This is a genomic window from Caballeronia sp. LZ032 (assembly GCF_031451315.1).
Lineage (GTDB): Bacteria > Pseudomonadota > Gammaproteobacteria > Burkholderiales > Burkholderiaceae > Caballeronia.
On sequence record NZ_JARUXP010000004.1, the window covers coordinates 139469 to 165658 of the forward strand.

The window sequence follows — 26190 nt, forward strand, 5'->3', positions numbered from 1 at the left end:
TTATGCCGCCAGCATTTCGCCGCGCATGTTGCGTTGCCGGGGTGCGGCGGGATACACGCACCAGTGTCCGTCGTCGTGACGGAAGAAGAACAACGCTCTCGACGCCTTTCCGTTCAACGCTTCCACACACACATAACGCCGGCCGTCGGAACGGGTGCGGCTGAACTGCCTGACTCGCACCGGCATGCTTCCGGGCGCCAGCCACTTGTCCACCTGGTAACGAAGGGACTGCTCGTTCGCGCATTTCATTTCAGTCTCCAGCACGCGGCCTTCATGATCCGGATTACGGCGTGACGTACGCCGGTCTGAACCACTCGGAAACCCTTGCCGCAACGCATCACGTTCCTCACAAAGCGCTTTAACTCTACGCCCCTCGCCCTTGAGCGGAGCCGTTTTTGCGAAATAGCAACAGAGAGCTTCAAGCGCCTCGCCCCCGTTCGAGCACAAGCATCCTTACCGCCGATGGACCTATGCTCATGCAACGCGATGCCCGGATATGTACGCGAACGGTCATATGAAATGGCCGATGCGTACGCTAGCCGTCATAGGAGATGAAGCGAGCCGCATGCCCGAGCCAGGGGCCATCCGCAATCAGAGCGGACGCGCGAAGCTCAGTTCGTGACCGTCGGGATCGGTGAGATGGAAGTAGCGTTCGTGCCAGGGCGCATCGCGCGGTTCGAACTGCGGTTCGATGCCGTTTGCCTTGGCCCGCCGATAGAACGCGTCCACGTCGGACACATGGATGATGACGCGGCCCCAGAAGCGGATGGGCGCGTGGGTTTCGCTGGTGAGATTGAGGTACGAGCTGCCGAGCGCGAACGAGCTGAACGTCGCGTCGCCACCGCCGTACAGCAGGCGCAGGCCGAGCGCTTCATAGAAGCGCACGGCGCGCGCCATGTCGCCGGTGGCGAGCGTGATCGCGCTCAGGCTTTCGACGCATGCATCGTCGTCTTGATGCCGGGGTGTCGGCGAGTGCGAGTCAGTCATGCGTGATGGTTCATCCCGAGTGTGGATGGTGCGAGACGAGCGGCAGCACCGAAAGATCCGGATGCGTGCCGTCGATGATGCTCTTGCCGATGTGCCGCGCTTCATCGACGGCATCGGGCGCGCTGCGGTAGGCATCGTCGCCGTCGGCATGAAAATGGACCGCTTCTCCAGGCACCTCGGCATGCGCGCCGGGCCGGCACACATGGCCAATATAAACGAAGCGGTCCGCTGCAAGAGGCGGCGCATGTTCGGGCGTCGGCTTCAGTTGAGCCAGCACGTGGATCTCGAAGCCCTCGTACTGGAACACCTGCCATTGAGCGGGATCGTCAGGCATGATCGCCTCCTTGGTGTGGTTCGCTCGTCGATCCACGTTACTCCTGTTGTTGCGGCGAATCCATCGGGCATTGCCATCGCGAAGGCGTCATCCGCCTCGCGCGTTTTTCAGCGGGATGCGGATCGGCCCGCCGATGCTGTTGAACAGCAGGTCGCCATCGGGAAGATATTCGACCACGCCATACGCGCCGTTGCCGAGGTTGCCTTGCCCGAGCGAGACGCGATGCACCGTCTCACCCGTTTTCCAGTCCATGCCGGTGATCTCCCAGCCGCGCTGCGGGTAATAGCCGTTCACGAAGACCATGCCGGATCCCGTGCTGATGCTCGGCACCATGCTGACGGAGACGACATCGCCACGCGCCCAGACGCTGCGCCAGCGATGCGCCCGCGGATCCCACTCGAAGCGTTCGACGCCTGACGCCGGCGGCAGGACCGGACCGAGCGCGAGCACGTCGACGAGCCTGTCCTTGTCGCGCTTCCGTGCGGCATTGTTTGCGACGAACGCGCCGTAGCCGCTCACCGCCACCGAGCGTCTCGACTGGATGACATCGGGAAGCTTCGCGAGTCCCGCCGTGACCGGAATCTGACCGGCAATGCGCGCGGAGGGCGTGCCGGGAATCTGCTTCCATCCGGTGGGAATCGCGTCGCGCCAGAAGGCGACGAGGTTCATGCGGGCGGCGCCGTCGGTGATGACGACCAGCCGGTCCGCATCCTGACCGTTGCCCATCAGGGTGGGCGTCGAGCCGGTTCCCTGGCTGTTTTCGTAGGGCGCTTTCCAGGCGCCGTCGGCTTCGTCTTCGGACAGCTTCGAGCCGGTCCACACGAGCTTGTGCAGCATGCGGCTGGAGGCAACATAGATGCCGCCGTGCGCGTCGATGCAGAACGAGTTGCTCACGACCTCGTCCGGTGCGAAGCGCACGGTGTACGCCTGGCCTTCGAGCGAACGGTCCAGCACGCTGAGCGTGTTGGCCGACGCCACGACGAACTTGCCGTCGTACGTCATGCCCATGCCGACGAGAAACGACCGGCCGATCATCGGCGTCATGTCGATGGTCTTGAGCAGCCTGATGCCTGCTTCGGGATGCTTGTCGTCGAGCAGCCCGAACTTGCTGATCTTGCCGTTCGTGCTGTTGAAGTAGACGTGGTTGTCGCGATCGACGAGCGAGTACGCGCCGTTCACCGCACGCGTCCAGTCGACGCCATAGGCCTCGGACACCGCCTTGCGAATCTGCTCGACCGAAGTGAACGGCTGGTCGAGTACTTTGGCGTGCGTGGCGGCGGAGATGAGCCGGGTGTGCTGCGCCGGCATGCGCGCCACTTCACGCAGGCGTCCGCCGGAGATGTCGATATAACTGACGCCTTCGCTCGATACGCCCCACATATATCCCGGCGATGTCGAGGCGAGCGTCATCACGTTCACCGGACCCGCCACGACGCGCGGGAACTTGCGCGGATCGACGCTGAACAAGCCGCGCCTGACCGGCCAGGGAAACGCGTCGCTCTGGGCGGAATCGAAATGCGTGATGGCGAGGCGGGGCGCCGCGAGATACGGATTGACGGGCGGCTGCCCCGCGGACTGAGCGGCGGCGAACCCGGCGACGCACAGCAGCGACGCCGCCAGCGCGCGGCTGGACTTGCTGAACAGGATTGACTTCATCGTTGAAGAGTGAGGCGGCGCGGGGGGCCGTGACTGAAGGTGGTGCGGCGTGAGACCTGCGTGACTGTCCGCTGGCCGGTGGCGGAAAACAATCGGCCGGTTCCTATAAAGCAGGTGTTTCCGTTCAAAAAGCTGAAGCAGGTGCGATCGTCGTCAAATTGACACTGTGCGCGTGCCTGACGGATACTTTTTTCGCTCCGGGTCTGCACGATTTTTCACGGTCGGTTCAAGCGGACCGGGGCGCTTCGGGCGCAGGAAGCGACGCATCCGTTCCCCATTCGTCAGCCGTTTCGTTGCCCATCCTCGGGAGGGCGTCTTGAAGCCAGGCACGACCGGATCCAACGTACGCATGCACGCCATGCCGCGCCTCACCGCCCTCGCCGGCGACGTGACCGCGGGCACCGTCTCCACGCTCGTCATGCTGTGCTACGCGATGAGTCTCGGCACGCTGATCTTCAGCGCCGATCTCGCGCGTTACGCCGAACTCGGCGTTCCCACCGCGCTGGTCAGCTGCATCGTCACGGCGTTCGTCATCGCGCTCACCAGTTCGATGCGCATGAACATCGGCGGGCCGGACAGCAATGCCACCGCGTTTCTCGTCGGCGTGGCGGCGGGCGTCGCGAGCAGCGTGCGCGCGAACGGCGGCTCGCCCACGGTGATCCTGCTGACCGTGCTGGTCGCCATCGCGCTGTGCTCGCTCGTCACGGGCCTGATCCTCTTCGCCATCGGCTCCTCCAAGAAAAGCCGCTCGCTGCAATTCCTGCCCTATCCGGTGATGGGCGGCTTTCTCGCTGGCACCGGTTATCTGCTGATCGCGGGCGCGTTTCGCGTGCTGACCGGACTCACGCTCGACTGGCATACGCTGCCCATGCTCGCCCGCCTGTCATGGCTCGCGTGGGTCCCGGCGCTGTTCGTCGGCGCGCTTGCCACGCTGCTCGCGCGTCGCTGGCGCCATGCGGCCGCGATGCCGATCACGCTCGCCATCGGCATCGCGCTTTTTTACGGGCTGCTGCACGTCGCGGGCATCTCGCCCGAGGAGGCGCGCGGCATGGGCCTGCTGCTTCAACATGTGCCGGTGCATGCGCTGCACATACCGGAACTGCATCTGCCGTCGACGCTCGCGCACGGCGAGATCGACTGGCATGCGATCGTCGCGCATCTGCCGGAGACGCTGATCGTTACGTCGGTATCGGCGATCACGATCATCATGAACTCCACTGCGATGGGCGCAGCGACCGGACAGGACATCGACCTCAACCGCGAGATGCGCGCCGCCGGACTCGCGAACATCGCGAGCGGTCTGTTCGGCGGCATGGTCGGTTATCAGTCGTACAACCGCTCCATGCTCAACGCGCGCGCCGGCGCGACGAGCCGCGTCGCCGGCGTGTTCGCGGCGCTCGCCTGCCTGTTCGTGCTGATTGCATCGCCCGATCTCGTGTCGCTGTTTCCAGTGCCGGTGCTCGTCGGCATGCAGCTGTACATGGGACTGCGCCTGATGATGGACTGGCTCGTCGGCGCGTATCGCAGACTCACCTGGCACGAGTATCTGCTCGTGCCGCTGATCCTCGGCGTGATCGCGTTCTATGGCGTGATCGCGGGCGTCGTGGCGGGCGTGGTGGTCGCGTGCGTGACCTTCGCGCTGCTCTATGGGCGGGCCGGCTGCGTGCGCATGGAGTTCGACGGCCGCACGCGGACTTCCAACGTCGAACGCAGCATCGAGGAAACGCGGCTGCTGATGGACCGCGGCGACGAAATCTGCGGTGTCTGCCTGCAAGGCTTTCTTTTCTTCGGCTCGGCGCATTCGATGTTGCAGCGCATCCGCGAGCGAATCCGCGGGCATAAGCCGCGGCCGGTCCGCTATGTCGTGCTCGACTTCGCGTGGACCAACGGCATGGACGCATCGGTATCGCTGGCGTTCGTGAAGCTGCGCCAGGCGTGTGTCGCGATCGGCGCAGACCTCGTGCTCACGGCGTTGCCGGACGGCTCGCGCGCGCTGCTGGCGCGCACCGGGGCGCTGGCGCTCGGCATCCGCGAATTCGCGTCGCTCGACGCGGGGCTCGAATGGATCGAGGCGCAACAGCTCGCCGCCTCGACGCAGCGCGCGGCGGCTGGCGCGGCATCGTCCGACTTCCGCACGCTGCTCGCGCCGCACTTCACCGAACGCGCTTTGGCGCAACTGGCCGCGCGGTTGGACCTGCGCGAGATCGACGCGGGCGAGGCGCTGTTCCGGCGCGGCGACGCGGGCGATGCGCTCTATATCGTCGAGGCGGGACGCGTGACGGTATCGCTTCCGCTGGCGGGCGGACGGTCGGTACGGCTGCGCTCGTTCGGGCCGGGGACCATCATCGGCGAAATGGCGGTGTACACGCATGCGCCGCGCAGCGCGGACGTGGTCGCCGACGAACCCGCCCGCTTGAGGCGCATGACGCTCGCGGCGCTGAGTGCGCTGGAGCAGGACGACGCGCTGACGGCACAGGAGTGGCATCGCTTCGTCGTGAAGATGATGGCGCTGCGGCTGGCGGTGGCGGACGAGGCGCTGCGGGCGGCGTCGTGAATGTGCGGCGGGCTTGATCGGCGCGCTTGCTCGACCGGCGGATGACCGGTATGTTGAACGCGGCCGCTCAACCTCGAGACCCCGACCATGATCCGCAGATTCCGCGCACCGCTGGCGCTGCTGCTGGCGCTCTCCGCTACGGGGCTGCATGCGCAGACGGCGCGGCAGACCATCGCGATTCCTGACTGCACGCTGATCGACGACAACGCCGCCTACAACGATGCCGCCACCAACCGCGATCAGGCCGCGCGCCTCGCGATGGTCAGCAGCGCATTGCGCGACGACCTGAATCAGCGCGGCCTGTTCCAGGTTGCCGACAACGCCGGCGCGCGCGACCTGATTGCGTCGCTGCAAGGCGCGCAGGACATGAGCGCCTGCAATGGCTGCGAACTGCGCGTGGCGAAGCAGCTCGGCACCACGCGCGCGGGCGTGTGCTGGGTGCAGAAGATCAGCAATCTGATCCTCAACATCAACTTGCGTGTTGAAGACGCCGCCAGCGGCAAGACGGTGTTCCAGCGGTCGGTGGACATGCGCGGCAACACGGACCTTTCATGGCAACGCGCAGCAAAGGCGCTCGCCGATCTGGTCGCCGCCGATCCCGCCGCCACGCGCTGACGCCGCACCCGACACACTCATACCGCCGGGCGTGCGGAATTCGGGAGTTTCTCCCGGCCCCGGGCGTTGCCAGTGCTGCGTCGATTGGGCTAAGTTGGCCTGAGCAGCCCGACCACACATCGTGCCGGCCAGAATTGCAACCGCTGGAGACAAACATGCAAGTCAGAATCAAGGCGGCGCGTCTTGCCTGCGCGTCGGTGCTCGCGCCGTCGCTGGCCCTCGTGGCCGGCTTCGCGCAGGCCGCCGCGCCGACCGCCTACGTGACGACCGAAAACGCCGGTGTAGGCGTCATCGATCTGGACAAGCTTTCGCTCGACAAGACCTGGGACGTGGGCAAGGACGGGCCGCGCGGCCTGTCGCTGAACAAGGACGGCACGCGTCTCTACGTGGCCAACAAGGCGACCAGCGATCTCTCGGAGATCGATACTTCGACCGGCAAGGTCGTGCGCCGCGTGAAGATCGGCAAGAATCCGGAGTTCGTGCGCGTGTTCGGCGGCCATGCCTACGTCACCTACGAGCCCGGCGAAAACGGCGGCCCGCCGAAGCCCGGCGAGCCCGAGAAAGACGATGACGACGCCAACTCGCCGCCGGCCGAGATCGCTATCGTCGATCTGAAGAGCATGAAGGTCACGCACTCGGTGAAGAGCGGGCATGAGACGGAAGGCGTCGAATTCTCTCCGGACGGCAAGCTGATCCTCGTCACCAACGAAGGCGACGATACGGTGTCGGTGTATCGCGTCGGCACGGGCAAGCCGGTGCGCACCGTCAAGCTTCCGAAAGGCTCGCGCCCGCGCGGCATCAAGGCGACGCCGGACGGCAAGGGCTATGTCGTCACGCTGGAGAACGCGAACAAGTTCGTCGTGCTCGATGGCGGCAGCCTGAAGGTCATGAAGACCGTCGACACGAAGACGGGCCCGTATGGCGTGTCGTTCGATCCGTCGGGCAAGCGCTTGCTCGTTGCCGCGTCACGCGACAAGACCTTGCAGGTGTTCGACGGCGCCACCTACGAGCACGTGCAGGACGTGCCGGTCGGCCAGCGCTGCTGGCACTTCAGCTTCACCCCGGACGGCTCGAAGCTGCTGCTCGCCTGCGGACGCTCGAACGCGGTCTATGTGCTCGACGGCGCCGACTACAAGGAGATCAAGCAGATCGGCGACTTGCCGCTGGCGTGGGGCATCGTCACGTATCCGCCGAGCGCGGGATCGATCGTCGGACGCTGAACGCCTCGCACGCAAGCAAGACGAAAACGGCCGCGTTCGAGCGGCCGTGGCCATTATTTCCACGCGTAGCGCATCCCCACCCAGACGCCGCGCGGCGCACCGACACCCAGGAACTGCTCGTTCACGGTGTCGCCGCCGTTGAAGGTGTGATTCGGCCCGTTGAAGAAGTTCTCGCCAAGAATCGCGAAGTTCGCGTAACGCTTGTTCAGCAGGTTCTTGACGGTCGCATACACCTGCAACTGCTTGGTGACGTTGTAGGTGGTGTCGAGATCGATCAGGAAATAGCCCGCCACGCTGCCGTTCGTATCCTGGTTGTTCTCGTCGCCACGCGCGAAGATGTTGCTGCGATAAGTAAGATTCGTGCCGATGTTCCAGCGCGCGAACGGGTTGTAGTCGACGCGCATCTTCACGGTGTTGGCGGGAATGCCCGGGATGCGGTCGCCGGAATGCACGGTGATGTTGCCGTCGTCGTCGGCGCTCGAATTGGACGCGCTGCTTTCCGTCCAGGTCGAGCGATAGGTCGCGTTCACATAGGCGTAGCTCGCCGCCACGCCGACCGGCCCCCATTGCGTGCGGCCCGCGAGTTCGAAGCCCTGGCGGCGCGTCTTGCCCACGTTCTGGAAGTAGCCGAGCGTGCTGGCCGCACCCTGGCTGCTGACGAACTGGATGTCGTCGGACAGCGTCGTGCTGTAGGCCGCCGCGCTCCACGTCGTGTGGTTGCCGAGCCGGCCGCGCGCGCCGATCTCGAAGGTGCGCGAGATGACCGGTTTCAAATCCGGGTCGGCGATGAAATCGTTGGGCAGCGAGCAGGGAGCGGCCGGGTCCGCGCACGCGAGTTCGATGGCGGTCGGCGAGCGCATGCCTTCGTTGTACGTGGCATAGGCGGTGAAGGCCGGCGTCGGATTCCAGTTGAAGCCCACGGCCGGGTTGAAGCGCGAGAACGTGTGGCGGCCGTCGAGCAGCGGCTGCACGCCGCTTTCATCGCCGATGGTCGCCTTCGACCAGTTATAGCGGCCCGCGAGCGTCATCGACCATTGCTCGGTGAAGGAGAAGGTGTTCTCGAAGTAGATGCCCCAGTTCTCGTTGCGCGTCTTGGCGTCGGTGGTCGGCACGAAGGAGCCGGTGCCGATGGTCGCGCGGTTGTCGGTGAACTCGGCCGCCTGTTCGGCCTGCGAGAAGTGCGAATTGGCGAAGTCGCCCGCCGCGCCGAGAATCAACTGGTTGTCATGGCCGAACAGCTTGTTCAGCAGCGTGAGTTGCAGGCTCGCGCCATAGCTGTCCGTCACGATCACGGACTGGTCGTTGAAGGCCTGGGTGAGTTCGTCGGCGTCGTCGCCGTCCGGGTCGAAGTCGTCGTTGACGTTCGAGCTCACGTTCTTGTTGCGATAGTGCCGGTAGTACACGTTGCCGCTGATCTGGATATTCGGCGTGATGTAGTGTTCGGCGTTGATCGTGATATAGCCGACCTGGTTCTCGTTGGTGTCCGGGAACGTGTAGGCCTGGCGGAAGTTGTCCATGAACGAACGCGGGATGGTCTGCGAGCCGTTCAGCGTGTTGTCGGCGCCGCCCATCGAGACGGAGATCGTGGTATCCGCGTCCGTATAGCGGATCTTGCCGAAAGCCTGGCGCAGCTTGCTCGAATTGTGATCGGCCCAGCCGTTGTCGTTCGTGATGTTGGCGGTGAAGTAGTAGTCGAGATGATCGCCGATCACGCCGCCCTGCTCGATCTGCGCATACTTGCGCCCGAACGAGCCAAAGCCGGCATCCACGTTGCCGCCCGGATTGCTGCGGCCGTTCTTGGTCTGCACCGCAATGGCGCCGCCCAGCGTGTTGAGGCCGAAGGTCGGGTTCGAACCGGGGATGATCTGCATCGTCTGGATGGCGGCCTGCGGAATCAGGTCCCAGTTGACGACATCGCCGAACGGTTCGTTGATGCGCACGCCGTCCATGAAGACGGACAATCCCTGCGGCGTCCCGAGCAATGGCGAAGCGGTGAAGCCGCGGTAGTTGATGTCGGACTGGGAGGGATTGCCTTGCGCATCGTTGATATCGACGCTCACGACGTTCTTCTGCAGATAGTCCGTGGTGGTTTGCGAGTGCTGCGCTTCGATTTCCGAGCCGCGGATGGTCTGGACGTTCGCGGGCACTTTTTCGAGCGGCGTGCCGACGCCGACGAGCGGCGTCGTGCCGACCACCACCACGTTGGGCAACTGCACGGTCGGCGGCGCGCTTGCAGCCTCGACGGGCGCTTCGGCCGTGTCGGGGGCGGGCGGCGTCTGCGCCCATGCGGCCACCGTGATGCTGGCGAATGCGCTGCCGAACACGAGCCGCAGTCCTGCTCGGGGTTTGAACGGATGCGCGGGCGCGCGTCTGCGCGGCATGCTCTTCATCGTCATCTCCACTTGTCGTTATCGGATCTACGCGAAACCACGCGATGTCACGCGAAAGGAAGCTTCCCTTAATGAAAGCGTCGCATAAGAACACGCGCGTGGACCGGGAGCTTTTCCCGATCGCGCAGGGAAGGGTTCCCAATCGCGTCGCGCAGGACCCGACCCACTCGGCCGCCGTGCGTAGAATGGATTCCGTGATGCCGACCGAATCCCTTCCTTCGCCCGCAACAGACGCCGACCAGCGTGCGCTGCCTTCGTCGCGCTCCTCCGTACGGCGCGATCTCGCGCTGGTGCTCGCGCTGACCTTCATGGCCGGCGCGCTGTTCGCCCACTTCGACTTCAGCGAATACGCCTACCGCCTGACGCGCGGCGCCGAGCGCTTCCAGCTCGACGAACTCCCGTCGACGCTCGTCGTGCTGGCCATCGGGTGTGCGTGGTTCGCGTGGCGGCGTTATCGCGAGGCGCAGTCGGAAGTGCGGCTGCGGCGCGCGCTGGAGGAAGAGGCGGAACATCTGCTGGCCGAGAACCGCCGGCTGGCGAATCAGGCGCTCGCCGCGCAGGAAACCGAGCGCCGTCACCTTGCGCGTGAACTGCATGACGAGCTGGGCCAGTACCTCAATGCCATGTCGCTCGATGCGGGGCGCATCCGCGATCTCTCGGCCGGACGTGAAGTGGAGATACACCGGCTGGCGCAGTCGCTGATGCAGAACGCGACGCACGTGTATCGCGAAATCGGCGGGATGATTCGCAAGCTGCGGCCCATCGGGCTCGATGAATTCGGCTTGCCCACGGCGCTCGAACATTGCGTCGATGGCTGGCGCGAGCGTCTGCCGGAAGCCCGCTTCACGCTGGCCGTGGACGGCGATTTCGACAACCTGAGCGATGCGCTCAACATCACGCTGTACCGGCTGGTACAGGAAGGCTTGACGAACGTGTCGAAGTTCGCGCGTGGCGCGCGGGTCGAGATCTACCTGGCGCGCGCGCCGGAAGAGATCGTCGTGACGATGGCCGACGACGGCCCCGGCGTCGATCTCGCGAAGCCGCGCAAGGGGCTGGGCCTGATCGGCATGCGCGAGCGCGTCGAGGCGCTCGGCGGCGCGTTTCAGATCGCGAGCGAGCCCGGCTCAGGCTTTCTGTTCTGCGCGCGCGTGCCGGCTCAGGCGGGGCTGCCGTTGCCCGTGACCGGCGCGAACGAAGCGAGCGAAGCCAGCGACGCTTCCGCCGACGAAGCGAAATCGGCGAAGTGAAGCCCCAGCCGGTTGGCGATCTGCGCGAGCTGCACGCCGTTGTCCACGCCGAACTTCTGCCGGATCACCGATTGATGATTCGCCACCGTCTTCTGGCTCAGCCCGAGCTTCTCCGCGATGCTCGTCAGCGTATAGCCCTGCACGAGCAGACGCAGCACCTCGAATTCGCGCGCCGATAACTGGCGTCCCGGCGGCCCTTCCTGGATCGTGGCGCGCAAGGCCAGCGCCTGCGAGATGTCCGGGCTGAGATAGCATACGCGCCGCGCCACCGAGCGCACCGCTTCGACGAGCACGTCGGGCGCGCTGGCCTTGGTCACATAGCCGCGCGCGCCGGCATCGAGTGCGCGGCGCACGAAGATCGCTTCCTCGTGCACGCTGAAGATCAGCACATGCGCGTGCGGTTCGCGCGCCAGCATGCGGCGCATCGCCTCGATGCCGCTCGCGCCGGGCAGCGCGAGATCCATCACGACGACATCCGGCTGCAACGCGCAGAACTTCTGGTAAGCCTCGGCGGCGTTCGCGGCCTCGCCCGCGACGTTCACATCGGGGCTCAGTTCGAGCAGACGCTTGTAACCTTCGCGGACGACGGCATGGTCGTCCACCAGCAGCACGGAGATATCGGCAGTCATGGCGTGTCTTCTCCTTCTTCTGAACCACTTGCGCGGGCTTGCGCCGCGATGCGCCGGGAATTCGCATCGTTGCGGAAGACGATGGGTTGCTCCTGCGGTTCCTGCCTGTTTGATGCTGCGCGCACGACTTCGATGACGCGCTCGTGATGCGGAGACTTGTCGCAGACCGGGTCCGCGTTCGCGGGGTCTTGCGTGAGCAGGTAGGCCTGACAGCGGCAGCCGCCCATGTCGATGGACTTCTCGTCGCAACTGCGGCACGGCTCCTTCATCCAGCCGAAGCCGCGAAAACGGTTGAAGGCGTCGCTCTCGTACCAGATGTCCTTGAGCGGCGTCTCGGTCACGTTCGGGAACGTGAGGCCCGGCAGCGAGCGCGCCGTGTGGCACGGCAGCGCCGCGCCGTCGGGCGCAATGCCAAGGAACACCGAGCCCCAGCCGTTCATGCAGCGTTTCGGGCGGCGCTCGTAGTAATCGGGCACGACGAAGAAGATCTTGCATCGGTCGCCGATCTCCCGCCGATAACGCTCCACCACTGCTTCGGCTTCGTCGAGTTGTTCCTTGGTCGGCATGAGTTGCGCGCGGTTCGCGTGCGCCCAGCCGTAGTACTGCGTGTTCGCCAGTTCGAGATATTCGGCGCCCATGGCAAGCGCCATGTCGATGATGCGGCCGATGTGCGGCAGGTTATAGCGATGCAGCACGCAGTTGAGCACCATCGGAAAGCCATGCGCCTTGATGAGGGTCGCGACGCGCTTCTTGTAGTCGAAGGTCTTGGTGCTGGAGAGAAAGTCGTTAAGTTCCTGCGACGAGTCCTGGAACGACAGCTGGATGTGATCGAGCCCGGCCTCCTGCAACGCGCCGATGCGCTTCTCCGTCAGCCCGATGCCCGACGTGATGAGGTTCGTATAGAACCCCAGCTTGCGCGCCTCGGCGACGAGTGTTTCGAGATCGTCGCGCAGCAGCGGCTCGCCGCCGGAGAAGCCGAGTTGCGCCGCGCCCAGCGCGCGCGCCTGGCGCAGCACGTCGAGCCATTGGGCGGTGTCGAGTTCGCGCGTGTGGTCGGCGTAGTTCACCGGGTTGTAGCAAAACACGCAATGGAGCGGACAGCGATAGGTCAGCTCGGCGAGCAGCCACAAGGGCGGCGCGATGGGCGTGCCTTCGTGCTCGGGCCGGGCGATCGGTTCGGACAGGTCGGTCATGACGCTACTCCAGCCAGCCTCGCGCGCGCGCGCCGGCGATGAACGCACGCACGTCGTCGCCGAGGTTGCTGGCGTTGAACGCTGCCTCCAGGTCCGCGACGAGCGCGGGAATGTCGCGCGTGCCGTCGCAGCGCAGAAGGATCTGCGCCGCGCTTTGATTGAGCTTCACCATGCCTTCGGGATAAAGCAGCACGTGCGCGTCCTGCGCCGGTTCCCACTGCAGGCGGAACAGGCGTTTTAGTTGCGGACGCAATGAATCGTCCGGCGCTTCGACGGCTTCCTGCCTGCGTTGCGTTGGGCTGTCGCTCATTGCGGAAAGGCCTTTTCGATGGAATCGAGCATGGTCCAAAGGATGTCGAGCTTGAACTGCAGGATGTCGAGCGCGCGCTGCTGTTCGCGGCGCGTCGTGAAATGCGCGAGCGTGACTTCGAGCCCGTGCTCGACGTCGCGCTGCGCAAGCGACACGCGCGAACGGAAGTACGCGAGCCCGTCGGGTTCGATCCAGGTGTAATGCGCGGGCCAGGTCGCGAGGCGGTCCTTGTGGATCTGCGGCGCGAACATCTCGGTCAGCGACGAGCACGCGGATTCCTGCCACGGCGCACGCCGCGCAAAGCTCACATAGGCATCGACGGCGAAGCGCACGCCCGGCGTCACGAGTTTGAGCGACCATAAATCGTCGCGCGAGAGGCCGACCGCATCGCCAAGCCGCGCCCACGCCTCGATGCCGCCGGGCTGGTCTTCGTAACCGTCGTGATCGAGAATGCGCAGCACCCAGCGGCGCCGCGTGTCGCGGTCGGGGCAATTCGACATCACTGCCGCATCCTTCAGCGGAATGTTGATCTGATAGTAGAAGCGGTTCGCGACCCAGCCGCGTATCTGTTCCTTCGAACAGCCGCCGCCGTTCATCTTTACGTTGAACGGATGATGGATGTGATATGCCGTGCCCTTCGCGCGGAGTTGCGCCTCGAACTCCTCGCGCGTCCACGCGGGTCCGTCTTCGGTCACTTTCGTGAAGACGGGGCCGGTGGTCGGGTTCAGCATCGGATCGAACATCAGGCGGTCTCCAGTGCGTGCAGAGGTCATAACTCGAAGCTCATGCCGTCGTGCGCGACTTCGATGCCGTGCTCCGACAACATGCGCCGTTCAGGCCCGTCCTCGATGAGGATCGGGTTCGTGTTGTTGATGTGGATCAGCACCTTGCGCACGCCGGGGCGGTCGATCGAATCGAGCACCTCGATCATGCCGCCCGCGTCGCTCTGCGACAGATGGCCCATGTCGCGGCCGGTCTTCTTCGTGAGGCCGAGGCGGATCATCTCGTCGTCGGTCCAGACGGTGCCGTCCACGAGCAGCAGGTCGGCCGTGCGCATTGCATCGAGCACGTGCGGCTCCAGCGCGCCCAGTCCCGGTGCATAGAAAGCGCGCTTGCCGGTGGCGTTGTTCGTGAACATCAGGCCGATGTTGTCGCCGGTTTCAGGTGCATCGCGATGCGGCGAATAGGGCGGCGCCTTGCTGGAAAGCGGCAATGCGTCGATGCTCACGCGCGGCAGTTCGGGCACCGCGAGCGCAGCGCCGTCGAGCGCGATACGCCGGTGCTCGACGCCGCAGTAGTGCGAGAGGATCGAGGTCACCGGAAAGCCTGTCGAGAGGTCTTGCCACACGGCGTCGGTGGTGTAGAGCGGCAGCGGCGTGCCGCGTTCGCGCAGCATCAGCAGGCCGGTGACGTGATCGATCTGCGCGTCCATCGTGATGACCGCCGCGATGCCCGTATCGCGCACGCGCCGAGCCGGTTGCAGTTCCGGATTCGCGGCGATCTGAGCCAGGATGTCCGGAGAAGCGTTGACGAGCAGCCAGTCTTCGCCGTTGTCCGTCACGGCAATCGAGGACTGCGTGCGCGCGCGGGCGGCGATCGTGCCGCGCCGGACGCCGTCGCAATTGCGGCAATTGCAGTTCCATTGCGGGAACCCGCCTCCCGCCGATGAGCCGAGCACGCGGATTTTCACGGCCACATCCTCCGCAGGAGTCCGTCGCGGTCAATCAACTGATGTTTCATCGCGCCGAGAAAATGCAGGATGACCAGTGCGGCCATGATCCACGCGAGATAGCCATGAATGCCGAAGAAGATCTCGCGCATGTGTTTGTCGTCGGAACCCCATTGCGGCAGGGCGAGACCCCAGAACTTCGTGCCGAACTTGTTGAACGACGAGCCGAGGTAACCGGAGAGCGGCATTGCCACCATGCCAACATATAAAAGAGCCTGCGTAATGCTCGCGGCGGCGCGTTGCCACGTTCGCATCGGCGGCAGAGGCGGCCGGCCGTAGGCCAGGCGTACCAGGATGCGGATCAGCACCAGCAGGAAAACCGTGATTCCGAGCGATTTGTGGAAGTTGACGAGGTCCGACTTGAACGGCAGCCCGCGAGGCAGGCCCACCATATAGAAGCCGATGCAAAGCATGGCGATGATCGCGATGGCGATCAGCCAATGCAGCGCGATGATCGGGCGTGCGTAACGCTCGCTGGCTGCGTCGAGGCGGCCGTTGCGCGTTGCGGAGGTCCGCGCGGTGCTCATGAAGTCTCTCCCGTGAAATTGGATTTCGTTCTACAGGATACAAGTTTCATTTTTTCCCGCTGGCCAAGAATTGGCGATCAGCAATTCCCCCCGGCCATCCACGGCAAGGTCGCCCGCGTAGCGTCGCGGCAACACATGACCGGAACATGTCGAAAAGGGTGCCTTTGCGGGAGTCGCTTCCCGGGCGAGCATGCGGGTGAAGAGTCGCCAGAAGACCTCGAAGCCATGGCCGCCTTCGGTAAAGGTCGGTGGAATGACAGCGGGCGCGTGCGCGAGAAGCACCGTGCCGCGCCGCATGCCGTAGCACGGATGCGCGCCGAACTTCCCGCCGATGCATACCGTCCCCGCGATCAGGCGCGAGGCGGCGAAGTCGCCGGCATCGCCGCTGACGAGCACGGTGCCGCGTCGCATGCGGTCGGCGAGACGCGCGCCTGCGTTGCCGTGGATCACAAGCGTGCCGCCCGTCATGCCTTCCATGTCGCCGGGCAGCGCGGCAGCGGCGCAATCGCCGGCGTTGCCCTGCACGGTCAAGCGTCCGCCTTGCATTTCGCACCCGGTAAAGAGGCCGGCATCGCCGGCAATCTGCAAAGTGCCGCCCGACATCTTCAGGCCCGCGTAATCGCCGGCATGGCCGTGTATTGTGAGCGCGCCCTCGCTCATGTTTGCACCGAGACGGTCCAGCCAGGGCGCGTCGCCTTCTATCAGCAGAGAAGGCAGGTCGGCATGCTCGTGCCGGATGTCGAACAGATCGCCGAGCGCGCAGCGTTCGCCTGCGCCCTGCAACACGATGCGGGGCAAGTCAGCAGGTGCGGTGGCGGCGAGCGTCGCGGGCAGTAAATTCGACGCATCCACGCGAAAGCCCGGCGCAGTTTTGACGCGCAGCGTGATGGCGCTCATGCCCGGCTCCCGTCGATGCCGCGCGCCAGCTCGTGCAGCTTGAAGTGATATGGCCCGAGCTTGCCGCCGTAGTTGCCCGCGGAGACGCGCAGTACGCCGCCCGCGCGGCCGATGCGCGTCGCGGCCGCGATGCCCGCGGTCATGGCGGCGCCGACGTCCGCATCGGTGAAGCCGTCGATCACGATCTCCAGCACGCAGCCGACATCGGGCGTCAGTTCGCTCTTGGCCGAGAGGCCGACGAGCGTCGGACAAAAGGCATCGTTGGTGGACGCCGTGGCGCCCGCATATCTCGATCCGATCTTCGAACCCGAGCGCACGACGCCGCCCGGAAACGGCGTGATGATGTTCGGCAGCGCGTGCATGGCGGCGACGGCGGCTTCCGCGGCATGCAGCGCGCTGTCCATGTCGCGGGCGAGAAACAGCAGGTTGCCGCCGCCGACCGCCTTGACGGTCGCGGTGAATTCCTCGCAGACGAATTCGCCGTCCATCACCGGCACGCGCCAGTAGCGTGTGCCGTCGAGCACCTTGGAGATCTGCCAGCCGTCGCCGAAGAAGCGCAGCGCGGCGCCGAGCGGCGCGTTGTCGGAGAGCGGCGCGCGGCTCGTTGCGGGATCGATGCCGCCATACACCGCCGTGGTCGGACACGTCAGCACGCATTGGCCGACGCGCCGCGCAATCTGCTTCGCCAGTTCCTTCGTTGAGATCGCGAAGATCAGCACGGCCACGCCGGGTCGGCCGTCGGGCGTTTCGTCGCCTGACAGATCACGCTCGATGCCCGCCTCGCAGCCGCAGTCGATCACGGAAGTCGCAAAGCCTGTCAACGAGTTCGCCGCGTGGCGGGCCCAGACGGGCGTATGGGCAGTGATGACGAGGCGTGTGGCCTTCATCGGGAAGGCTTCGGCGAAGGTGTCGTCGATCTGCGTGTCGTTGATCTGCATGCGCTAGCCTCCGCCCGCCGAGAGGCACGCGACCGGCAGCAGCCGGCCGCCGTTGCAGCATGCGCAGATTTCGTCGTCGCCGATGGCGATGTTCTCGAAGCGCGTGGCGAGATGCGCCTGCGCATAGGCGCGCACGCGCTTTTCGATCGAGCGGTCGTAGTGGGGGCTGACGTAGTGAATGCCGCCGGTGGGTGTCGCGAGCAGCGTGCCGTCGCGCGCGATCAGTTCGCCGTCCTTGAACACGTACGCGGGCGAGGTGAACATGCGCTCGCGGTCGGCGTCGTCGCGATACACGGCGATGTCCGCCGCCGCGCCCGCGCCGAGATGCCCGCGATCCGTCAGGCCGAGCAGCTTCGCGGGGCCCGCGCGCGTGATGATCGCGATGTCGTACAGCGAGAACTCGCGCGTGATGTCGGCGAGGGCGCTGGCTGTTTTGGCATCGGCGTGCAATGTGTCGAGCTGGGCATCGCGGAAGGACTTGTCCATCAGCAGGCGAATCAGGTGCGGATAGCTCGTGAACGGGCCGCCGTTCGGATGATCGGTGGTCATCGAGACGCGCCAGGGATCGTCCACGAGCAGGAAGATTTCCAGTCCGATGATCCATTGCAGTGCGTTCACGAAGCTTTGCTCGCGATACTTGAACGGCACGATGCCGCAACCTGCGTCGCATTCGATATCGCCGAGGATCCATTTGCGCGGCCGGGCCATCGGCGTGTTCTTGAACTGCATCATCGTGTCGCCGGACGCGGTGACGGTCTGGCCGAAGATGACCTGACCGACGTCGATGGTCACATTGGGTCGTGCATTGACGGCTTCGGCAATGGCCCGCGCGCCCGACGAGAACTTGCGCGGCCCTTCGGCGCCGTAGCTGTGGAACTGGATGTGAGTCAGGTGGATGGGCAGGCCTTCGGCGGCGTCCATCGTCTTGATGGTCGATTCCACGTTGCCGGGCACGCCGAGATTGCTCGTGTGGACATGCAGCGGATGCGGCACGCGCAGCTCGTTCAGCGCGCGGGTCAGCGTGCGCAGCACGTCGCGGGGCGTGATGCCGTAGTGCACGTGCTTTTCGTCGACATCGAGCGAGCGCTGATTGAACTTGAACGCCGAGATGCCGCCCGGATTGACGACTTTCACGCCGAGCGCCTTGTTCGCATGCAGCGTCCAGCCGACGTAATCGCGCAGATGTTCGAAGTCGTCCTGCGCGGCGAGCATCTGGAGGAAGAGTTCGTCGTTGCCCATCATCACGTAGGCGCCGTGATCGATGATGGGGGTGTCGCCCATTTCCAGATGCGCGTGGCGGGCGTTCGACGCGATCATGGCCGGCTCGAAGGCGGCGGTGTAGCCCATTTCCGCATAGCGATAGCCGGTGGCGAGCGTGCCGGGCGTGCAGGTGCCGCATGAGGGCAGGCGCAGATAGCGGCCTTCGTCGGGACGTTCGGGGACGGCGCGCGGGTCGTCGCGATGATCTTCGGGCAGGAGCAGACGCGAGAGATTGGTCTTGCCGCCGCCGATATGCGAATGCAGGTCGATGCCGCCGGCCATGACGATCATGCCGCGCGCGTCGAAGTCGCGTTCCCGGGCGATGGTTTCTCCGTTTGCTTCGCTGACGATGCGGCCGTTGCGGATGAGGATGTCGCGTGTCTGGCCGTCGATGCCGTTGACGGGATCGTAGAGCGTGCCGCCGCGGAGTCGTGTGAGGCTCATGGGTGGGTCCTCGCCTGCGTGAGGCGTGCGGCGATGGCAGCGACGCTGGGCAGTTCGCTATCGCGCGCGGCGGTGAGGCGGGCAACCACGGAGGTATCGATGCGGAACAGATGTCCGCCGCTGTCGATGCCTGGCGTCGCGACGGGGATGAACACCGTAGCCCCTTTGCGTGGCGGCAGCCGGGTCGCGGGATGACCGAGCACGATGACGGGCAGATTGTCGTCGAGGGCGGCGGGAAGCGGTTCGGGGGTGAAGCTGGAGACCCAGAGCACGGCGTCGATTTCGCCTCGGCTCAGCAGGGTGTGTGTGCGATAGCGGTATGGATCGTGATCGAGCGGCATGCCGTAGGCGACGCGGGTGCGCAGCGGAAAGCCCGAGAGCCAGGTGGTGGTTTGATTGACGGAGAGGGCGCCGTCGTCGCCGGAGAGGGCGAGTGCGCCGGCGCGGGTGGTGCGGTTGAAGGCCTTGACGATGCGTTGCAGCGCTTCGATGGCGAGCGCGGCGTGCGGTGCGGGCAGCGCGGCGGGTTCGAAGATGAAGGCCGTGTAGTGCGCGGCGTGGATGCGTTCGGTCAGCGTGGCGAGTTCGGCGTGTGGGATGGGCCGACTGGATTCGAGGTGTGCGGACCAGAGCGCGAGGAGATCGAAGGGATCGTGGCCTGGGAGGATCGACTCGGTGTGCGGGGTGTGGGCGGCTTGATCGGCGTTGCATCCGATGAATACGATGGGGACGTCGCGATTGGGCTCGGCGATGCGGTCGTAGAAGCGTGGATAGCGTTGCGATGGCTGGCAGGCGAACACGACGATCAGATCGGCGCGCGAGCGAATTTCGGAGAGCGTGGTGAAGAAGGCGCCGCGATCCTGGAGTGCGCGGGTGGTGTCGGCGAGGGTATCGCCGTGGAGATGATCGAGGATGGCGCCGCAACGGGCGGCTAGTTCATAGAGGGCGCGGGTGCCGGCGATATCCGTTGTGAGTCCGCCGAATAGCGGACGATGGGCTTTCGACAGGATCTCGGTGGCTTGCTTGAGCGCTGCTTCGGGATCGGTGGGTTGACCGTTGATCTCGGAGGAGCGGGGTGGATCCTGCGGAGCGATATGGGCAAGCGCTTTTTCGAGTCGCGGGCAATGGACGGCGAGGGACTCGGGGGTGAGGTCGTCGCATAGCAATGGGCAGAACGGACACGTCCAAAGGGGCTCTTCGCCGATGGCCTCGGCGGGTCGGCTTTCGGGTTCGGGTGTTGGAGGCATGGTTGAGCCCTTGAGCAAGCTCTATGCCGGTTTGACGGCTTGTTCCCGCTCTTGTGCTCCTATGGACTTCCCGCATCACGTCGGTCTATTGGCACTGCCCCTACCCGGGGCGGGGGTCTTCGCTCTCGTCCTTCGCGTGGGTTGCTTTTGTTTGCCAGCGCTTCTATGGACTTCCTGTGTTCGCGTCGGTCTGCTAGCACTGCCCCTCCCCGGGGCGGGGGTAACTTTCTTTGCCGCTGCAAAGAAAGTCACCAAAGAAAGCAGCTTTCTTACCGCCCAAGGAACACCAGCGGCACGACACAGAATTGCCTCACTGGCCCGGCAGTAGAGAGTGCCCTCATAGGCCACACCGGGCGTGGATCGCGGACCCACTGTGACAAACTGCCGTTCAACGAACTGGTGCAGCACCTGAAAGCGCCGGCCCAGCGCTACGCGCTGCCGAAGGATATGCAAGGGAAACCAACGTTGGGCTGATGCAGTGAGATGGATGCGTCAGCAAGCCGGCACGCGCAGACCCGATTAACCCGTCGGCGGCGCGTAGCGCTGCGCCGGAGCATGCAGGCGCTGCACCAGTTTGTCCTGTGGTGCGATGTCACAGTGGGTCCGCGATCCACGCCCGGTGTGGCCTATGAGGGCACTCTCTACTGCCGGGCCAGAAACGTGGTTCTGTGTCGTGCCGTTAAATGACGCTGGGCGGGAAGAAAAGCTGCTTTCTTTGGTGACTTTCTTTGCAGCAGCAAAGAAAGTTACCCCTGCCCCGGGGAGGGGCAGTGCTAATAGACCGACGCGAAAGCGGGAAGTCCATGTAAGCGCAGGCGAACGACAAACCAGCCTAGGCGCCCCAAAACCTACGGGTATTCCATGAGAGCAAGGCGAACGCCACGAACAGCGAAACGAAAAATCCCTGCTCCAGGAAGCAACACACTGTCACGAACAAGACCAGCGCTGGGACAGCGCTTTCCAAACGATTACATCGAAACCGAAGCCCACCATCAACTGGCACAAAAATTGAGACACGACTCCGACCAAGCCCTCCGTCCCATATCGATCCGCTAAAACGAAAGCGACCCATCATGGAGCGAAGACGCCACGAGCCACCCTGAAGCCCCGCATTGCGCGGCGAGCGCAAGATCGTCCCGCTGGCGAACCCCGCCAGCACCGATCACAACACGCTCCCCGGCAAGCGCGCGCACGGCGCTGAACGTATCGAGATCCACCCCGGCCTCCGCGCCCACGTGATCGAGCGTCATCACGATTACCCGCCCCGGCCACCACGTGCTCTCGACACCCTCAGCACCGAGCGCCCCAAGCGCTCGCCCACCGCGATAGTCGAGCGACAGGACCGGCTCAAACCCGTACGCCGACGCTTCAGCGATCGCGCCCACGTCGAGCAGCGTCTCCGTGCCGAACACCGGCACGAGCGCCGCCCGCGAGGACGCCCGCGAAAGCCTCGCGATCCGCTCGACGCTCGCACGCATCGGCGCACACGCCGTGAAGCCGGCATCGAGCCAGATCTCGACTTCGCCGCCCAGCGCGTCGCAAAGTGCGGCCAGCACCGCTTCATGCGCGCCGCGCTGCATGATCGCGCCGAGATCGGCGACATACAGCGTCGCAGCGCCCGTAACCGCTAGCAACGCACGAGCAATCGCCACCGGTTCGCTCGTCGCGCACAAGGAGGACTGAATCGGCCGGTAACGCGAACGCTCGCCGCGCACCGCACGCACCACCTGACCGTCGAGCAGATCGAGAACGGGTATCACCTGCATGGATGGCTTTCCTTTGATCAAGATCTTCGTGTTCGAGTATCTCACCGGCGGCGGCATCGATCCGGACGCGGCATGCGCCGCCAGCCTCGCCGATCTCTCCGCACTCATCGTCGAAGGCCGCGTCATGCGCGATGCCCTCGCCGCCGATCTCCACGCGCTCCCTGGCATCGCGGTGACCGTCGCAGGCTCACGGTTCGAATCCGGCGCCGACGCCGCCCGCCACGTCCGCGCCCAGCCCGGCGAGCCGCTCACGCAATTCGTCGCCCGCATGGCCCGCGAGCACGACTATGCCTGCATCGTCGCGCCCGAATGCGACGGCCTGCTGCTCAAGCTCCATGACGCAGTCGGACAGGCCCGCTGGCTCGGCTGCGCCAAGGAAGCCATCCGCACCGCCTCCAGCAAGAGCGCCACCGCCGCCTGGCTCGCCGCGCGCGGCATGCCCGTCACGCCCGCGCTCGAAGCCGACGCCGCCGAGTCCGCCTCCGGACGCCGCTGGGTCGTCAAGCCCGACGACGGCGCCGGCGGCCTCGACACCCGCGTCTACGACGATCTCGCCGCCGCCCGCGCCGAATACGAAGCCCGCGCCGCAGCAGGGCGCAATCCTGTGTTGCAGGAATGGATCGACGGCGAGCCGCTCAGCCTCTCCATGATCTGCCGCGACCGGCTCGCGCGGCTCGTCAGCATCAACCGGCAACGCATCGGCCTGTCCGAACCGGCAAGCCCCGAACGGCGCGAAGGCATCGTGCAGTTCGACGGCGTCGATGTCGATCGCATCGACCGCCACGGTCCCCAGGGACGCGCGCTCGAACGGCTCGCGCTGCGCGTGGCCGAAGCGCTTCCCGGCCTGCGCGGCTTCGTCGGCATCGACGTGGTGTGGCATCCGGAACGCGGTCCGGTTGTCATCGAGGTCAATCCGCGGCCGACCGTCGCCTACGCGGAACTGAGCCGGCGCGGCGGCAGGAATCTCGCGGCGGAACTGCTGGCCGCGCATCGCGTGCCCGGCTTCGATGGCGAAGCCCACGCACTGCGTGCAGTCGGAGCCGCGTCATGAGGGCATCGGCATCCGGCGACGCACTCGTATTCGGCTGGGACGTGGGCGGCGCGCACGTCAAGGTGTCGCTGGCCAACCGCAAAGGCGAACTCGTCGATGTCGCCCAATGGGCCTGCCCGCTGTGGCAGGGCCTCGCGCACCTGGAACGCGTCATCGACGGCGTGTTCGAACGCTGGCCCGCCGCCGGCGAAGCCTCCGCCCGCCACGCAGTCACGATGACCGGCGAAATGGTCGATCTGTTCGCCGACCGCGCCGAAGGCGTGCGCACGCTCAGCCGCACCCTGGCGCAACGGCTCGGACCGCGCACGCTGTTCTTCGCGGGCGGCGCCGAGCACGACGGATGGCTCGCGCGTTCGGCCTGTGCGGAAGGCTGGCGCAAGGTGGCATCGGCGAACTGGCTCGCGACCGCGCGCTGGGCCGCCACCCGCATGCGCGATGCCGTGCTGATCGATATCGGCAGCACGACCACCGACATCATTCCGATCATCGGCGGCGAAGTGCGGGCGCGCGGCACGAACGACGCCGCGCGCCTCGTCAGCGGCGAACTGGTGTATCAGGGCGTGGTGCGCACGCCCTTGTGCGGGGTGGCGCAGCGCATCGCGTTTCGCGGCGAGACGAGCGGCGTGATGAACGAATGGTTCGCGACGACCGCCGACGTCTATCGCCTCACCGGCGAACTCTGGGCCGCGCACGACCAGCATCCGAGCGCCGACAACGGACCGAAGACCGAGGCGGCCAGCCGCGCGCGCATCGCACGGATGATCGGCCGCGATGCCTCGGAAGCATCCGATGCCGAATGGAAACGCTTCGCGCAGACCTGGCGGCACGAGCAATTGCGCACGCTGGCCGCCGGTCTCGCGCAGGTCGTGGCACGCGATGCGTCACTGTCGACGGCGCCCGTCATCGGCGCGGGTTGCGGGCGCTTTCTCGCGGCGGCGCTGGCGCGGCAGGAAGCACGCGGCTACGTGGATTTTGCGCGGCTCGCGGGCGTCGACGATGACGACGCAACGCGCGCCGAATGGGTCGCGACCTGTGCGCCGAGCGTGGCGGTGGCGTTGCTCGCCGCGCTGGCGACGACGCCCATCGAAAGCGCCCGGAACAACCAAACACAGCCGTCGCACGATGCGTCGTCGCGTGCGGCGTGATAGTTTGCGAAACATAGCGGGTTGAAGAAGCGGTATCGAACCGGGTGCGTGGCCCGGCGGCATCATCGAATGAGGACAGAAACCTATGTGGGTGGTGAAGATCGGGGGAAGCCTCAGTCACGACCCGGCGCTGCGCGAATGGCTGACGCGGCTATGGGAAGTGGGCGGCGGGCGCGTCGTGATCGTGCCGGGCGGCGGCGATTTCGCGGACGCGGTGCGGCAATATCAGAGCGAATGGCAGTTCGACGATCTCGCCGCCCACAACATGAGCCTGCTGGCGATGGCGCAGTACGCGATCCTGATGCAGGGCGTCGTGCCTGAACTCGTGCTGGCGTCGAACGAAAACCGCATCCGGCGCGCGCTGCGCGATGGACGCGTGGCCGTCTGGGTGCCCACCGACCTGATGCGCACGACGCCCGACAAGATGACCAACTGGGACGTGACGTCCGACAGTCTCGCCGCGTGGCTCTCCACTTCGCTGAACGCGGAGCGCCTGATGATCGTCAAGTCGTGCGAGGTGGAGGCGAACGCATCGCTGGAGGCGCTCGCCGCCGATGGCATCGTGGACCGGCGCTTTCCCGCTTATGTGCGCGATGCGAATTATGTGGTCGAGATTATGGGAAAAGATGATCTCGCCGTCATGCGCGACCGCTTGCTGAACGTGACGGTGTAAGTAGCGGACGCCGAAACGTTGTCAAACGGAAGCGGCCACGGTTTCGCCGTGCAGCGCGCGCGCCCAGCGCTCGACCCTGCGCGGATCGAGCTTGCCGGACCGTCCGTCGCGCTCGTCGCACAGCGCGCCGCGAAAGCCCGCGATATCCGGCGCAAGCAGGCGAATGGTGTGCAGGTCGCGCCAGCCGAGCGAACCCGCCACGGCGCTCATCGTGCCGCGCGCACGGGCATCGGCGATACAGGCGGCAAGCGTCTGCACATCGACGCAATCGAACAGCGTGCGGCCATTCTTGCCCGCCGTGTCGAAGACGATGCCGACAAACCCAAGCTGCGCCGCGAGCGCCGCCAGTGCGCGATCCACCCCTTCATCCGACAGCAGCACCGGCACCACCGCCGCCGGCAGGCTCGCGAGATGCCGCAGGCAGCGCTCCGCGCCCGCGCCAGGGGAGATGCCCACCTTCACGTAATCGACGCCCGCCGCCGCGACCTCGAGCACGCGTCCGGTGATGTCGTCGAGCGCGTGATTGGGCCAGTCGCCGATGGTCGCGCTGATCGGCCGCACCGGATACCGCGCCCGCAACGCAATGACGATCCGCGCGATATCGCCCGTCGCGACGCCGCCCAGCGCGCCCGCATGCGGTTCCTTCAGGTCGATCAGTTCGGCGCCGGCCTGCGCGGCATCGAAGGCTTCATCCGCCGAGCGGACGCTCGCGAGCAATGCGGTCATCGTTTGAACACTCCAGTGGGAAGACAGATCAGTCCGGCGTCTTCGCGCGATGCGCATCGACGGCGAGCAACAGCCAGTGCCATGCTTCGCGCTCGGCGTCGCCAGCCGTCTTGTCGATGGCAATGCGCAGATACGCAAGCTCGCTGTTCACCTTGTCGGCCGGCAGCATGAACAGCCGGCTCACCAGTATCGCGCCCTCGACGACCGCAGCCTGTGCACGATTGAAGCCCGGAAACGGTGCATGCGTCACGCGATGCACGCACGCCATGCGCAGCGTTGGACGCGTGTCGTCGTCATCGATCGCGGCGAGGCGCAACTCGGTATGGGCAAGCGTCGTCGCGAGCCGTACGCTCGGCACCGTGTCCGCGGGCACTGTCGGCCAGTCGCGCTTGCGGCCCGTCACGCAGCCGGCAAACACGCGCACGTCGTTCGTCAGGTTGAGCACCGCGCTCTGCGTCGCGATGACGTTGTCGAGCGTAGTGGAAGGACGAAACGGCGCGAGGATCGCAAAGCCTTCTTCGAAGCGCACGCCCATCGGCGCAATGTGGGGCCGGCCATCGCGGTCTGCGGTCGTGACGACGGTTTCGTAAATCATGACGGGCGGCGCGGAGAGTCGGGACCGCACGAAGGAACCGCATCGCTTCGACGCGGC

General features: G+C 65.8%; 25 protein-coding genes. 7 read left to right on the forward strand and 18 right to left on the reverse strand.

Annotated features, from left to right (window positions below; translation table 11 throughout):
- From QCE69_RS28605 to QCE69_RS28620, 4 genes are all read right to left on the reverse strand, one after another.
- The gene (locus QCE69_RS28605; RefSeq protein ID WP_309925540.1) at nt 1-249 is read right to left on the reverse strand and encodes a hypothetical protein; all 249 of its coding nucleotides are present in this window, start codon (nt 247-249) and stop codon (nt 1-3) included.
- A 342-nt stretch (nt 250-591) separates the two neighbouring features.
- Nucleotides 592-987, reverse strand: a complete 396-nt coding sequence (locus QCE69_RS28610; protein ID WP_309819177.1) for a VOC family protein — start codon at nt 985-987, stop codon at nt 592-594.
- A 10-nt stretch (nt 988-997) separates the two neighbouring features.
- Entirely contained in the window at nt 998-1321 is a 324-nt protein-coding gene (locus tag QCE69_RS28615) for a hypothetical protein (protein ID WP_309934341.1), read from the reverse strand.
- Between the two features lie 87 nt (nt 1322-1408).
- Complete coding sequence (locus QCE69_RS28620; protein WP_309934343.1) at nt 1409-2977, reverse strand: hypothetical protein; 1569 nt, start codon at nt 2975-2977, stop codon at nt 1409-1411.
- A 358-nt stretch (nt 2978-3335) separates the two neighbouring features.
- On the opposite strand from QCE69_RS28620, the gene QCE69_RS28625 reads away from it, so the two are divergent.
- From QCE69_RS28625 to QCE69_RS28635, 3 genes are all read left to right on the forward strand, one after another.
- Entirely contained in the window at nt 3336-5531 is a 2196-nt protein-coding gene (locus QCE69_RS28625) for a SulP family inorganic anion transporter (RefSeq protein ID WP_309927476.1), read from the forward strand.
- Nucleotides 5532-5618: 87 nt separating this feature from the next.
- Nucleotides 5619-6146 (forward strand): DUF3280 domain-containing protein, encoded by a 528-nt coding sequence (locus QCE69_RS28630; protein WP_309925547.1) that lies wholly within the window; start codon nt 5619-5621, stop codon nt 6144-6146.
- 155 nt (nt 6147-6301) lie between these two features.
- Nucleotides 6302-7366: a beta-propeller fold lactonase family protein gene (locus QCE69_RS28635; protein WP_309925549.1), complete on the forward strand. Its 1065-nt coding sequence runs from the start codon at nt 6302-6304 to the stop codon at nt 7364-7366.
- 53 nt (nt 7367-7419) lie between these two features.
- On the opposite strand, the gene QCE69_RS28640 is transcribed toward QCE69_RS28635, so the two are convergent.
- A complete protein-coding gene (locus tag QCE69_RS28640; RefSeq protein ID WP_404987503.1) occupies nt 7420-9762 on the reverse strand; it encodes a TonB-dependent receptor in 2343 nt (780 codons plus the stop codon).
- 191 nt (nt 9763-9953) lie between these two features.
- On the opposite strand from QCE69_RS28640, the gene QCE69_RS28645 reads away from it, so the two are divergent.
- The gene (locus QCE69_RS28645; protein WP_309935400.1) at nt 9954-11003 is read left to right on the forward strand and encodes a histidine kinase; all 1050 of its coding nucleotides are present in this window, start codon (nt 9954-9956) and stop codon (nt 11001-11003) included.
- Here the strand turns inward: QCE69_RS28645 and QCE69_RS28650 are convergent.
- The 11 genes from QCE69_RS28650 to QCE69_RS28700 all read right to left on the reverse strand — a co-directional run bounded on the left by QCE69_RS28650 (nt 10913) and on the right by QCE69_RS28700 (nt 21943).
- Nucleotides 10913-11632: a response regulator transcription factor gene (locus tag QCE69_RS28650; protein ID WP_309819190.1), complete on the reverse strand. Its 720-nt coding sequence runs from the start codon at nt 11630-11632 to the stop codon at nt 10913-10915. The two genes, QCE69_RS28645 and QCE69_RS28650, sit on opposite strands and share 91 nt — an antisense overlap.
- The gene (pqqE, locus tag QCE69_RS28655) at nt 11629-12825 is read right to left on the reverse strand and encodes a pyrroloquinoline quinone biosynthesis protein PqqE (RefSeq protein ID WP_309925553.1); all 1197 of its coding nucleotides are present in this window, start codon (nt 12823-12825) and stop codon (nt 11629-11631) included. The genes QCE69_RS28650 and pqqE overlap by 4 nt, the downstream gene beginning before the upstream one ends.
- Nucleotides 12826-12829: 4 nt before the next feature.
- Nucleotides 12830-13135: a pyrroloquinoline quinone biosynthesis peptide chaperone PqqD gene (gene pqqD, locus QCE69_RS28660; protein ID WP_309819195.1), complete on the reverse strand. Its 306-nt coding sequence runs from the start codon at nt 13133-13135 to the stop codon at nt 12830-12832.
- Nucleotides 13132-13866, reverse strand: a complete 735-nt coding sequence (gene pqqC / locus QCE69_RS28665; RefSeq protein WP_309935402.1) for a pyrroloquinoline-quinone synthase PqqC — start codon at nt 13864-13866, stop codon at nt 13132-13134. Before pqqC ends, pqqD begins: the two co-directional genes overlap by 4 nt.
- Before the next feature lie 38 nt (nt 13867-13904).
- A complete protein-coding gene (gene pqqB, locus QCE69_RS28670; protein WP_309925554.1) occupies nt 13905-14825 on the reverse strand; it encodes a pyrroloquinoline quinone biosynthesis protein PqqB in 921 nt (306 codons plus the stop codon).
- Nucleotides 14822-15391 (reverse strand): cytochrome b, encoded by a 570-nt coding sequence (locus QCE69_RS28675; RefSeq protein ID WP_309925556.1) that lies wholly within the window; start codon nt 15389-15391, stop codon nt 14822-14824. The genes pqqB and QCE69_RS28675 overlap by 4 nt, the downstream gene beginning before the upstream one ends.
- Nucleotides 15392-15421: 30 nt before the next feature.
- A complete protein-coding gene (locus QCE69_RS28680; RefSeq protein ID WP_309934344.1) occupies nt 15422-16288 on the reverse strand; it encodes a formylmethanofuran dehydrogenase subunit C in 867 nt (288 codons plus the stop codon).
- Entirely contained in the window at nt 16285-17226 is a 942-nt protein-coding gene (fhcD, locus tag QCE69_RS28685) for a formylmethanofuran--tetrahydromethanopterin N-formyltransferase (RefSeq protein WP_309934345.1), read from the reverse strand. The genes QCE69_RS28680 and fhcD overlap by 4 nt, the downstream gene beginning before the upstream one ends.
- Nucleotides 17227-17229: 3 nt before the next feature.
- Nucleotides 17230-18930 (reverse strand): formylmethanofuran dehydrogenase subunit A, encoded by a 1701-nt coding sequence (locus tag QCE69_RS28690; RefSeq protein ID WP_309934347.1) that lies wholly within the window; start codon nt 18928-18930, stop codon nt 17230-17232.
- The gene (locus QCE69_RS28695) at nt 18927-20177 is read right to left on the reverse strand and encodes a formylmethanofuran dehydrogenase (protein WP_309934349.1); all 1251 of its coding nucleotides are present in this window, start codon (nt 20175-20177) and stop codon (nt 18927-18929) included. Before QCE69_RS28695 ends, QCE69_RS28690 begins: the two co-directional genes overlap by 4 nt.
- Nucleotides 20178-21229: 1052 nt before the next feature.
- Nucleotides 21230-21943 carry a HisA/HisF-related TIM barrel protein gene (locus tag QCE69_RS28700; RefSeq protein ID WP_309925565.1) on the reverse strand — a complete coding sequence of 238 codons (714 nt, stop codon included), beginning with the start codon at nt 21941-21943 and terminating at the stop codon, nt 21230-21232.
- Nucleotides 21944-21956: 13 nt separating this feature from the next.
- Here QCE69_RS28700 and QCE69_RS28705 point away from each other — a divergent pair, with 13 nt between their 5' ends.
- The 3 genes from QCE69_RS28705 to QCE69_RS28715 all read left to right on the forward strand — a co-directional run bounded on the left by QCE69_RS28705 (nt 21957) and on the right by QCE69_RS28715 (nt 24812).
- Nucleotides 21957-22994, forward strand: coding sequence for an ATP-grasp domain-containing protein (locus tag QCE69_RS28705; protein ID WP_309925567.1), 1038 nt, complete (start codon nt 21957-21959; stop codon nt 22992-22994).
- Nucleotides 22991-24139 carry a hydantoinase/oxoprolinase family protein gene (locus tag QCE69_RS28710; RefSeq protein WP_309934351.1) on the forward strand — a complete coding sequence of 383 codons (1149 nt, stop codon included), beginning with the start codon at nt 22991-22993 and terminating at the stop codon, nt 24137-24139. Before QCE69_RS28705 ends, QCE69_RS28710 begins: the two co-directional genes overlap by 4 nt.
- A gap of 85 nt (nt 24140-24224) precedes the next feature.
- Complete coding sequence (locus tag QCE69_RS28715) at nt 24225-24812, forward strand: aspartate kinase (RefSeq protein ID WP_309925571.1); 588 nt, start codon at nt 24225-24227, stop codon at nt 24810-24812.
- A 21-nt stretch (nt 24813-24833) separates the two neighbouring features.
- Here the strand turns inward: QCE69_RS28715 and QCE69_RS28720 are convergent, their stop codons facing one another.
- Together QCE69_RS28720 and QCE69_RS28725 are read right to left on the reverse strand one after the other, a co-directional pair.
- Nucleotides 24834-25538 (reverse strand): (5-formylfuran-3-yl)methyl phosphate synthase, encoded by a 705-nt coding sequence (locus tag QCE69_RS28720; RefSeq protein ID WP_309925572.1) that lies wholly within the window; start codon nt 25536-25538, stop codon nt 24834-24836.
- A gap of 28 nt (nt 25539-25566) precedes the next feature.
- On the reverse strand, nt 25567-26133 hold the full coding sequence (locus QCE69_RS28725) for a DUF447 domain-containing protein (protein ID WP_309925573.1): 567 nt from the start codon (nt 26131-26133) through the stop codon (nt 25567-25569).
- Between the last annotated feature and the right edge of the window lie 57 nt (nt 26134-26190).